The sequence below is a fragment of the Micromonospora globispora genome (assembly GCF_003857015.1).
Taxonomy (GTDB): domain Bacteria; phylum Actinomycetota; class Actinomycetes; order Mycobacteriales; family Micromonosporaceae; genus Micromonospora; species Micromonospora globispora.
Genome location: NZ_QGGF01000490.1, coordinates 1 through 10,757 on the forward strand (window position 1 = coordinate 1; position 10,757 = coordinate 10,757).

The 10,757-nt window shown below is 70.7% G+C and carries 9 protein-coding genes and 1 pseudogene; 9 read left to right on the plus strand and 1 reads right to left on the minus strand.

Annotation, left to right across the window (positions count from 1 at the left end; genetic code table 11):
* From DKL51_RS26240 to DKL51_RS26280, 9 genes are all read left to right on the plus strand, one after another.
* The coding region (locus DKL51_RS26240; protein ID WP_148097847.1) for a molybdopterin dinucleotide binding domain-containing protein at positions 1–962 on the plus strand (962 nt) is incomplete at its 5' end.
* Positions 959–2,311, plus strand: coding sequence for an NADH-quinone oxidoreductase subunit NuoH (gene nuoH / locus DKL51_RS26245; RefSeq protein ID WP_124812614.1), 1,353 nt, complete (start codon positions 959–961; stop codon positions 2,309–2,311). The genes DKL51_RS26240 and nuoH, both read left to right, overlap by 4 nt.
* A gap of 1 nt (position 2,312) precedes the next feature.
* On the plus strand, positions 2,313–2,972 hold the full coding sequence (gene nuoI / locus DKL51_RS26250; RefSeq protein WP_109945478.1) for an NADH-quinone oxidoreductase subunit NuoI: 660 nt from the start codon (positions 2,313–2,315) through the stop codon (positions 2,970–2,972).
* A complete protein-coding gene (locus DKL51_RS26255) occupies positions 2,969–3,742 on the plus strand; it encodes an NADH-quinone oxidoreductase subunit J (RefSeq protein WP_109945479.1) in 774 nt (257 codons plus the stop codon). Before nuoI ends, DKL51_RS26255 begins: the two co-directional genes overlap by 4 nt.
* The gene (nuoK, locus tag DKL51_RS26260) at positions 3,739–4,056 is read left to right on the plus strand and encodes an NADH-quinone oxidoreductase subunit NuoK (protein WP_109945480.1); all 318 of its coding nucleotides are present in this window, start codon (positions 3,739–3,741) and stop codon (positions 4,054–4,056) included. The genes DKL51_RS26255 and nuoK overlap by 4 nt, the downstream gene beginning before the upstream one ends.
* A 12-nt stretch (positions 4,057–4,068) precedes the next feature.
* Positions 4,069–5,994 (plus strand): NADH-quinone oxidoreductase subunit L, encoded by a 1,926-nt coding sequence (gene nuoL / locus DKL51_RS26265; protein WP_124812615.1) that lies wholly within the window; start codon positions 4,069–4,071, stop codon positions 5,992–5,994.
* A 64-nt stretch (positions 5,995–6,058) separates the two neighbouring features.
* Positions 6,059–7,591 carry an NADH-quinone oxidoreductase subunit M gene (locus tag DKL51_RS26270; RefSeq protein ID WP_124812616.1) on the plus strand — a complete coding sequence of 511 codons (1,533 nt, stop codon included), beginning with the start codon at positions 6,059–6,061 and terminating at the stop codon, positions 7,589–7,591.
* On the plus strand, positions 7,588–9,141 hold the full coding sequence (gene nuoN / locus DKL51_RS26275) for an NADH-quinone oxidoreductase subunit NuoN (RefSeq protein WP_124812617.1): 1,554 nt from the start codon (positions 7,588–7,590) through the stop codon (positions 9,139–9,141). Before DKL51_RS26270 ends, nuoN begins: the two co-directional genes overlap by 4 nt.
* A gap of 89 nt (positions 9,142–9,230) precedes the next feature.
* Positions 9,231–10,316 carry a polyprenyl synthetase family protein gene (locus DKL51_RS26280; protein WP_124812618.1) on the plus strand — a complete coding sequence of 362 codons (1,086 nt, stop codon included), beginning with the start codon at positions 9,231–9,233 and terminating at the stop codon, positions 10,314–10,316.
* Between the two features lie 22 nt (positions 10,317–10,338).
* Here DKL51_RS26280 and DKL51_RS26285 read toward each other — a convergent pair.
* Positions 10,339–10,757 (minus strand): annotated as a pseudogene (locus DKL51_RS26285) (MFS transporter); the annotation flags it as partial.

Sequence of the window (10,757 nt, forward strand, 5' to 3'; positions counted from 1 at the left end):
ACGCGGGCTGCCTGCCGAACCTGCTCCCCGGCGGCCGCCCGGTCACCGAGCCGGCCGCCCGCGCCGAGCTCGGCGAGGCCTGGAACATCGCGGCCGGGGTGATCCCCAGCCAGGCCGGCCGGGACACCGACGGGATCGTCGCCACGGCGGCGGACGGCCAGCTCGGCGCTCTGGTGGTGGCCGGTGTCGACCCGGCCGACCTGGCCGACCCGCGCCTGGCCGAGCGGGCCCTGGACGCGGTGCCGTTCCTGGTCAGCCTGGAGCTGCGGATGAGCGCGGTGGCCCGCCGGGCCGACGTGGTCTTCCCGGTCGCGCCGGTGGTCGAGAAGGCCGGCAGCTTCCTGGACTGGGAGGGCCGGCTGCGTCCCTTCGACGTGGTGCTGGAGACCGGCGCGATGACCGACGGCCGGGTGCTCGACGCGCTCGCCGCGCAGCTCGACGTGCGGCTCGGCACCGGCGATGTGATGAGCGTCCGCCGGGAGCTGGGCGGGCTGCCGCCGACCCGCGTGCGCCGTCCGTCGGCGCCGTCCGTCGAGCCGGCCGCGGTGCCGCAGCCCGGCGCCGGCGAGGCCGTCCTGGCCACCTGGCACCAGCTGCTCGACCTGGGCAGCCTGACCGACGGCGACGAGCACCTCCTGGGCACCGCCCGTCCGCCGGTGGTCCGGCTGGGCAAGGGCACCGCGGAGGCGATCGGCGTCGCCGACGGTGACCCGGTGACGGTGGGCACCGACCGGGGGGCGATCACCCTGCCGGCGGCGATCACCGAGATGCCGGACGGTGTCGTCTGGCTGCCGACCAACTCACCCGGCTCGACCGTGCGGCGCAGCCTCGGCGCGACGTCCGGCACGGTCGTACGGATCGCTGCCTCCCGAGCGACAGGTCCCGGTTCGACCGGCCCGGTCGCCGCGGACGTGGCGGGTCGCCCGGGTCCGCTCCTCAACTCCGGGGGTGTTTCCCAGTGAACGCGGTCTACCTGGCGCAGGACCCGACGCTGGCCGACTTCGGCAAGGACCCGTGGTGGCTGGTCCTCGGCAAGATCGTCTTCGCCTTCGTCTTCGGTCTGCTGGCCACCCTGCTGGGCGTCTGGTTCGAGCGGCGGGTCGTGGGCCGCATGGCGGTCCGGCCCGGCCCCAACCAGGTCGGCCCGTTCGGTCTGCTGCAGACCCTCGCCGACGGCCTGAAGATGGCCTTCAAGGAGGACATCCTCCCGCGGACGGCCGACAAGGTGGTCTTCTTCTTCGCGCCGACCATCTCGGTGATCTGCGCGGTCACCGCGCTGTCGGTGGTGCCGTTCGGCCCGATGGTCAGCATCTTCGGCCACCACACGCCGCTGCAGGTCACCGACGTGTCGGTGGCGGTGCTGGTGATCCTCGCCTGCTCGTCGATGGGCATCTACGGCATCGTGCTCGGCGGTTGGGCCTCCGGCTCGACGTACCCGCTGCTCGGTGGTCTCCGCTCCAGCGCCCAGATGATCTCGTACGAGGTCGCGATGGGGCTGAGCATCGTGGCGGTGTTCATGACCGCCGGCACGATGTCCACCAGCGGGATCGTCGCCGCGCAGGGGGACGCCACCCGGCTGACCATCCTGGGCACCGAGATCCCGGCCCCGGGCTGGTACGCGATCCTGCTGCTGCCCAGCTTCATCATCTTCTTCATCGCCACCGTCGGTGAGACCAACCGGGCACCGTTCGACCTGCCCGAGGCGGAGTCGGAGCTGGTCGCGGGCTTCATGACCGAGTACAGCTCGCTGAAGTTCGCGCTCTTCATGCTCTCCGAGTACGTCTCGATGGTGACCATGTCCGCGGTCACCACCACGCTCTTCCTCGGCGGCTGGCGGGCCCCCTGGCCGATCACCCTGTGGTCGGGCGCCAACTCGGGTTGGTGGCCGATGCTCTGGTTCTTCGGCAAGGTGCTGATCCTGGTCTTCGTCTTCGTCTGGCTGCGGGGCACGCTGCCCCGGCTCCGCTACGACCAGTTCATGCGGTTCGGCTGGAAGGTCCTGCTCCCGATCAACCTGGTCTGGATCCTGGTCCTCTCCGGGCTCCGCTCGATCGAGGACTGGCAGACCCGAGACCGGCTGCTGGCCACCGCCATCGGCGCGGGCGTCCTGCTGCTGGCCACGCTCTTCTGGCCGAGCCGGAAGAAGGAGCCGAAGCCGACGGTCCAGGAACAGGTGAACAGCCGTCCGCACGGCAGCTTCCCGCTGCCCCCGATGGACCTGCAGGTACCACCGAGCCCGCGCACCAAGCGCGTGGTCGCCGAGCGGGAGCCGGCCAACATCGCCGCCGGCTCGGACTCCAGGGAGGTGTGACGTGGGCGCGATCACCGGAACGTTCAAGGGCTTCGGGGTCACCTTCTCGCACATGTTCAGGAAGGTCGTCACCACCGACTACCCGTTCAAGCCGCCGGTCTCGGCGCCGCGCTACCACGGGCGGCACATCCTCAACCGGCACCCGGACGGCCTGGAGAAGTGCATCGGGTGCGAGCTCTGCGCCTGGGCCTGCCCGGCCGACGCGATCTACGTGGAGGGTGGCGACAACACCGAGGAGCAGCGCTTCTCCCCGGGTGAGCGGTACGCCAGCGTCTACCAGATCAACTACGCCCGCTGCATCTTCTGTGGGCTCTGCATCGAGGCCTGCCCGACCCGTTCGCTCACCATGAGCAACGAGTACGAGCTGGCCCGGGACAGTCGGCAGGACCTGATCTTCACCAAGGAGCAGCTGCTCGCGCCGCTGCTGCCGGGGATGGAGCAGCCGCCGCACCCGATGCGGCTGGGCGACAGCGAGAAGGACTACTACGTCGGCGGGCTGACCAACCCGGGCACCTCGGCCGGTGCGGAGCACTCGCCGATGGGCCCCGGCCGCTACCAGCTGGACGAGCACCCGGGGGTGACCTTCCCCGGCGCCGAGCAGGCGGCCCAGCGGGCCGAAGCGGGCCAGGCGGCCGCGGCAGGCAAGGGAGGCACGGCATGACCACGCAGACGGTGCTCGCCGAGGCGGCCTCGGTCGGCGGCGGCGAGGCGGTGACCTTCTGGATCCTCGCCCCGCTGGCGCTGATCGGCGCGATCGGCATGGTGTGGGCCCGCAACGCGGTGCACTCGGCCCTCTGGCTGGTGCTGACGATGCTCTGCCTGGGCGTGTTCTACGTGCTCCAGGCGGGCCCGTTCATCGGCATGGTGCAGATCATCGTCTACACCGGCGCGATCATGATGCTGTTCCTGTTCGTGCTGATGCTGGTCGGCCGGGACGCCTCGGACTCGCTGATCGAGACCCTGCGCGGCCAGCGGACCGCCGCCATCGTGCTGGCGCTCGGCTTCGCCGGCCTGGTCGGCACGGGCTTGTTCCGCGCGCTGGCCGGCGTCACGGCGATCGGCCTGGACAAGCCGAACGCCGAGGGCAACGTGCAGGGCATCGCCCGGCTGCTCTTCACCAAGTACGTCTTCGCCTTCGAGTTGACCTCGGCGCTGCTGATCACGGCCGCGGTGGGCGCGATGGTGCTGGCGCATGTCGAGCGGCGCAAGGAGGACCGGATGGACCAGGTCGCCACCATGAAGGCCCGGTTCCGCCCCGGCAGCTACCCCGGCCCGAAGCCCGGCCCGGGCGTCTTCGCCACCTCCTCCTCGGTGGCCACCCCGGCCCGCCTGCCGGACGGCCGGCTGACCGACCGCAGCATCCCCGAGATTCTGCCGGTCCGCGAGCTGACCGCTGAGGAGACCTCCCTGAAGGGGACGGACAAGAAATGAACGAGTTCTTCTCGGTCGAGCCGAACTACTACCTGGTCCTCGCCGTGGTGCTGTTCACCATCGGCGCGGTCGGGGTGCTGGTCCGGCGGAACGCGATCGTCCTGTTCATGTGCGTCGAGCTGATGCTCAACGCCGCCAACCTGACGCTGGTCACCTTCAGCCGGATCAACGGCGACCTGAACGGCCAGATCATGGCGTTCTTCGTGATGGTGGTGGCGGCGGCCGAGGTCGTGGTCGGGCTCGCGATCATCATGTCGATCTTCCGGACCCGGCGCTCGGCGAGCGTCGACGACGCCAACCTGCTGAAGTACTAAAGGGGCCCTGCGGTGGAAGAGACTGTGGAATACGCACAGGCCAGCGGGCTGCTGGGCAGCGTCTGGCTGCTGGTGGCGATCCCGCTGGTCAGCGCGGCGATCCTGCTGCTGCTCGGTCGGCGGGCCGACCGCTGGGGGCACTGGCTGGGGGTGGCCGCCATCGGCGCCGCCTTCGTGCTCGGCCTGACCTACTTCTTCCAGCTGAGTGGTCTGGAGAACAAGTCGGTCGAGCAGAACCTCTGGCAGTTCATCTCGGTCGGTGACTTCAAGGTGGACTTCGGCCTGCTGTTCGACCCGCTGGCCGCGGTCTTCGTCCTGCTGATCACCGGGGTGGGCTTCCTGATCCACCTCTACGCGGTCGAGTACATGGCGCACGACGAGGGCCGGCGACGGTTCTTCGCGTACTTCAACCTCTTCGTCGCCGCGATGCTCCTGCTGGTGCTGGGTAACAACTACGTGATGCTCTACTTCGGCTGGGAGGGCGTCGGTCTGGCGTCGTACCTGCTGATCTCCTTCTGGTACGGGCGGCCGAGCGCCGCCACCGCCGGCAAGAAGGCGTTCCTGATGAACCGGGTCGGTGACGCCGGCCTGGCCATCGGCATCTTCGTCATGTTCGCCACCCTCGGCACCACCCAGTACGACGAGGTCTTCAACGGGGTCGGCTCGCTGACCGCGACCACCGTGCTGGTGCTCGGCCTGCTGCTGCTGCTCGGCGCGACCGGCAAGTCCGGCCAGTTCCCGCTCCAGGCGTGGCTGCCGGACGCGATGGAGGGCCCGACCCCGGTGTCCGCGCTCATCCACGCCGCCACCATGGTCACCGCGGGCGTCTACCTGATCGCCCGCTCCAACCCGATCTTCTCGGCCAACCACACGCTCCAGCTCGTGGTGGTCAGCGTCGGCGCGGTCACCCTGCTGATGGGCTGCCTCATCGGCGCGGCCAAGGACGACATCAAGCGGGTGCTGGCCTGGTCGACGGTGAGCCAGATCGGCTACATGTTCCTCGGCGTCGGCCTCGGCGGCGCGGCGTACGCGCTGGCCATCGTGCACCTGCTGGCGCACGGCTTCTTCAAGGCCAACATGTTCCTCGGCGCCGGCTCGGTCATGCACGGCATGAACGACCAGGTGGACATCCGCCGCTTCGGCAACCTGTCCAAGTACATGAAGGTCACCTGGCTGACCTTCATGATGGGCTGGCTCGCCATCATCGGCATGTTCCCGTTCTCCGGCTTCTTCTCGAAGGAGCCGATCATCGTGGCGGCGTTCGAGCGGGAGGGCTGGACCGCCTGGCTCTTCGGCGGCGCGGCGCTGCTCGGCGCCGGGCTCACCGCCTTCTACATGACCCGGCTCTTCGTGCTCACCTTCCACGGCCCGGCCCGCTGGACCGAGGACATCGAGCACCCGCACGAGTCGCCGAAGCTGATGACCATCCCGCTGATCCTGCTGGCGATCGGCTCGGTCGCGGCCGGCTTCCTGCTCGCCACCTCGGTGCCGGACTGGCTGCAGGCCACCGGCGGGCTGGGCGGCCAGGAGGAGGGGCACGAGGCGGTCCTCGCGCACTGGTTGATCACCGTGCTCTCGCTGCTGGTCACCGTGCTCGGCGCCGGGCTGGCCTGGATGCTGTTCCGCGACGGCACGGCCACCGAGCCGCAGCCGGCCGGCGTGCTGGTGACCGCCGCCCGCCGCAACCTCTACACCGACGCCTTCAACGAGGCGGTCTTCGAGAAGCCGGGCGTCTTCCTCACCCGGGCGCTGGTCTACCTCGACAACCGGGGCATCGACGGGCTGGTCAACGGCCTTGCCGCCGCGGTGGGCGGGGGTTCCGGCCGGCTCCGGCGGCTGCAGACCGGCTTCGTGCGGTCGTACGCGACCTCGATCCTGACCGGCGCGCTGCTCGTGGTGGCGGCGTTCCTGGCGGTGCAGGCGGGGTGGCTGGCGTGATCGACCTCTTCCCGGCCGCCCCCGCCGGCGGGCCACGCAGTCACGACGGAGGTAAGGCCGAATAATGTCCAACTTCCCGTTCCTCTCGGTGCTCACCGTGGCACCGCTGGTCGGCGCCCTGATCGTGGCCCTGCTGCCGCGGCGCCGGCCGGAGCTGGCCAAGCAGGTGGCGTTCGGCTGGTCGTTGCTGGTGCTGGCGCTCTCGGTGATCATGTGGATCACCTTCCAGGCCAACGGTGACCGGTTCCAGTTCCGCGAGTCGTACCCGTGGATCCCGAACTGGGGCGTCAACTTCACCTTCGCCACCGACGGCATCGCGCTGGTCATGCTGATGCTGATCGCGGTCCTGGTGCCGCTGGTGATCCTGGCCTCCTGGCACGACGCCGAGTCGTCCAAGCGGTCGGTGCCGGTCTACTTCGCCCTGCTGCTGATCCTCGAGTGCACGATGATCGGCGTCTTCGCCGCCGCCGACGTCTTCCTGTTCTACGTGTTCTTCGAGGTCATGCTGGTGCCGATGTACTTCCTCATCGGCAGCTACGGCGGCCACCAGCGGCAGTACGCGGCCGTGAAGTTCTTCCTCTACTCGCTGGTCGGCGGTCTGTTCATGCTGGCCGCGGTGATCGGCCTCTGGGTCGTCGGCGGGAAGACCTTCGACTGGCAGGCGCTGAGCCAGGTGGACATCTCCACCGGCACCGAGCGCTGGCTCTTCCTCGGCTTCTTCCTCGCCTTCGCGATCAAGGCGCCGTTCTTCCCGTTCCACACCTGGCTGCCGGACGCCGGTGGCGCGGCCCCGGCCGGTGCCGCCGCGCTGCTGGTCGGCGTGCTGGACAAGGTCGGCACCTTCGGCATCCTGCGGTACTGCCTGCCGCTCTTCCCCGAGGCGTCGAAGTGGTTCGCGCCCTGGGCGCTGGCGCTCGGCCTGATCGGCATCATCTACGCCGCGCTGCTGGCCGTCGGGCAGAACGACCTCAAGCGGCTGGTGTCGTACACCTCGATCGCCCACTTCGGCTTCATCGGGGTCGGCATCTTCGCCTTCACCACCCAGGCGGGCACCGGCGCGGTGCTCTACATGCTCAACCACGGCCTCGCTACCGGCCTGCTCTTCCTGGTGGTGGGCATGCTGATCGCCCGCCGCGGTTCGGCGCTGATCAGCGACTTCGGCGGCGCGGGCAAGCTGGTCCCGCTGCTGGCCGGGGTGCTCTTCTTCGCCGGTCTCGCCTCGCTGGCGCTGCCCGGCACCGCGCCGTTCATCTCCGAGTTCCTGGTGCTGATCGGCACGTTCACCACCAACAAGCCGGTCGCGGTGATCGCCACGGTGGGCATCATCCTGGCCGCGGCCTACGTGCTGTGGATGATCCAGCGCACCACGCAGGGCACGCTCAACCCGGCCCTCACCGAGTCCGACGGCATGCGCCGCGACCTCAGCCTGCGCGAGAAGGTCGTGGTCGCCCCGCTGATCGCGCTGATCGTGCTGCTCGGCTTCTACCCCAAGCCGGTCACCGATGTCATCAACCCCGCCGTCCGGGCGACCATGCAGGACGTCGGTCGGACCGATCCCGCCCCGACGGTCGGCAGCGTCCAGGAGGCCGCAAAATGACCGAGCTCAAGTTGCCGTCGATCGACTACGCGGCGCTCGCTCCGATCCTGATCATGCTGGGCGCCGCCCTGGTCGGCGTCCTGGTCGAGGCATTCGTGCCGCGGCGGCGCCGCAACGCGGTGCAGCTGGCGCTCGCCCTGGTGGCGGTGCTCGCCGCGCTGACCATGGTGATCCTCCACGCCGACGACCGGCTGCTCACCGCCGGCCAGGCGATCGCCGTGGACGGGCCGACGCTCTTCCTCCAGGGCTCGATCCTGATCCTCGCCGCGATGGCGCTGCTGCTCATCGGTGAGCGCTCGGTGGAGCGGGGCGGGGCGTTCGTCGCCCACGCCGCGGTCACCGCCGAGTCGCTCGACGACCGGCGGCAGGCCGAGGGCGTCAGCGGAACCACCGAGGTGTACCCGCTGACCACGTTCGCGATCGGCGGCATGCTGATCTTCGTGGCGGCGAACGACCTGCTGACCATGTTCATCGCGCTCGAGGTCTTCTCGCTGCCGCTCTACCTGCTCTGCGCGCTGGCCCGCCGCCGGCGGCTGCTCAGCCAGGAGGCGGCGATGAAGTACTTCATGCTCGGCGCGTACGCCTCGGCGTTCTTCCTCTTCGGCGTGGCGCTGATCTACGGCTTCACCTCCGGCATCCCGGGCCGGGTCGCCGGGGTCGACTTCGCCACCGTGCACGCCGCGGTCACCGACTCCCCAGCCAGCCCGGTGCTGCTCTTCGCCGGCATGGCGCTGCTCGCCATCGGCCTGCTCTTCAAGGCGGCCGCCGCGCCGTTCCACGTCTGGACGCCGGACGTCTACCAGGGCGCCCCGACGCCGGTCACCGGGTTCATGGCGGCCTGCACGAAGGTCGCCGCGTTCGGCGCCCTGCTGCGGGTCTTCCACGTCGCGTTCTCCGGGGCCGCCTGGGACTTCACCCCGGTCCTCGGCGCGGTGGCGGTGCTCACCATGCTGGTCGGCGCGGTGCTGGCGGTCACCCAGACCGACATCAAGCGGCTGCTGGCGTACTCGTCGATCGCGAACGCCGGCTACCTGCTGGTGGGCGTGCTGGCGCCGAGCAAGGACGGGCTCTCCGGCACGATGTTCTACCTGGTCGCGTACGGCTTCTCGGTGCTCGCCGCGTTCGCCGTGGTGACCCTGGTCCGGGACGCCGACGGCGAGGCCACCCACCTGTCCCGCTGGGCAGGGCTGGGCCGGCGGTCGCCGTTCTTCGCCGCGATCTTCACCTTCATCCTGCTGGCCTTCGCCGGTATCCCGCTGACCAGCGGGTTCACCAGCAAGTTCGCCGTCTTCGCCCCGGCCCTGGACGCCGACCAGGCGTGGCTGGTGATCGCCGGCGTGCTGACCAGCATGGTGCTGGCCTTCCCGTACCTGCGGGTCGTGGTGATGATGTGGCTCTCCGAGCCGGGCGACGCCACCCCGACGGTCACCGTGCCGGGCGCGCTCACCTCGGCCGCCCTGGTGATCGGCGTGCTGGCCACGCTGGTGCTGGGTGTCGCGCCGGCGCCGCTGCTCGACCTGGCCAACGGTGCCGCCGAATTCGTGCGATGACAGAGGTTCTCCCACCGGGGGCCGGTACGCCGTGGCGTACCGGCCCCCGGTCCGTATCCCCCTCTCCGGGCAGGTCGATCGGGTGTGGCATGGTTGATGGCGTGGTGATTCCGGCTGGCGAGCGTTCAGGTGCCACCGACTCCGGCGGTCGTCGGGGTTCGGAGGGCACGCGTCAGTTCAACGCGCTCGGCCTCTACCTCGCCGACCCCCGCGTCGAGGCGTCCGTGCTGGGCCTGCTGGAGGCCGTCGAGGTAGACCTGCGGGCCAACGTGACAAGCGCCGACCCGTTCGTCACCGAGGCCGCCCGGCACCTGGTGGAGGCCGGCGGAAAGCGGTTCCGCCCGCTGCTGGTCGCGCTCGGTGCGCAGTTCGGTGATCCAGAGAACCCGCAGGTCGTACCGGCCGCGGTGGTGATGGAGCTCACCCACCTGGCGACGCTCTACCACGACGACGTGATGGACGAGGCGGTGGTGCGCCGGGGCGCCCCGAGCGCCAACTCGCGCTGGACCAACTCGGTGGCCATCCTGGTCGGCGACTACCTCTTTGCGCGGGCCGCCGACATCTCGGCCGAGCTCGGCCCCGAAGCGGTACGCCTGCAGGCGCGTACCTTCGCCCGGCTGGTGCACGGCCAGATCGCGGAGACCGTCGGCCCCCGGGCCGGCGAGGACCCGGTCGCCCACTATCTGCACGTCATCGCCGAGAAGACCGGTTCGCTGATCGCCACCTCGGCGCGCTTCGGCGGTCTGTTCAGCGGGGCGTCTGCCGAGCACATCGAGGCTCTCGCCGGGTACGGCGAGACCATCGGGGTGGCCTTCCAGCTCTCCGACGACCTGCTCGACATCGCCTCCGAGTCGACGCAGTCCGGCAAGACGCCCGGCACGGACCTGCGCGAGGGGGTGCCGACCCTGCCGGTGCTCTACGCGCTCGCCTCGGACGACTCCGACGCCGCCTCGGTCCGGCTGCGGGAGATCCTGGCGGCCGGCCCGCTGGTCGACGACGCGCTGCACGCCGAGGCGCTCGGCCTGCTCCGCGATTCCCCGGCACTGAAGCGGGCCCGGGAGACCGTCCGCAGCTACGCCGAGGACGCCCGCGCGCGGCTCGCCCCGCTCCCCGACCACCCGGCCCGGCGCGCCCTCGAGTCGCTCTGCGACTACATCGCCGACCGCACCAGCTGACCCCACCCCAGCCGCCCGGGGGTCAGGGGCGGGTGAGGAGGCGGCTGCCGGTCAGCATCAGCGCGGCGGCCAGCAGCATCGAGAGCGCGGCCGTGGCCCACATCGTCGGGTAGCCGAAGTGGCCGGCGAGGGCGCCGAGGCCCAGCGGGCCGAGGCAGCCGCCGGCGTACACCCCGGTCTGGGTGATCGAGGTGGCGGCGGCCGGGGCCTGCGGGTGGAGCTGGACCACCGCGAAGTTCAGCAGCCCGGGCCAGGCCCAGCCCAGCCCGAAGCCGAGCACCACGCCCACGATCAGCGCCGCCGGACCGGCGAGGGCGAGCAGCCCCAACCCCAACGCGCCGACCACCAGCATGCCGGCGATGACGGCGACGTGGCCGCCGGCCCGCCGGTCCGCGAGCTGTCTCTTATACCCATCTCCGAGCCCACGAGACCGGAGCCCAT

Coding starts and splice junctions, on each gene's coding strand:
- DKL51_RS26270 (WP_124812616.1), top strand. CDS start 6,059: ATGTCCAACTTCCCGTTCCTCTCGGTGCTCACCGTGGCACCGCTGGTC.
- nuoN (WP_124812617.1), top strand. CDS start 7,588: ATGACCGAGCTCAAGTTGCCGTCGATCGACTACGCGGCGCTCGCTCCG.
- DKL51_RS26280 (WP_124812618.1), top strand. CDS start 9,231: ATGGTTGATGGCGTGGTGATTCCGGCTGGCGAGCGTTCAGGTGCCACC.
- nuoK (WP_109945480.1), top strand. CDS start 3,739: ATGAACGAGTTCTTCTCGGTCGAGCCGAACTACTACCTGGTCCTCGCC.
- DKL51_RS26255 (WP_109945479.1), top strand. CDS start 2,969: ATGACCACGCAGACGGTGCTCGCCGAGGCGGCCTCGGTCGGCGGCGGC.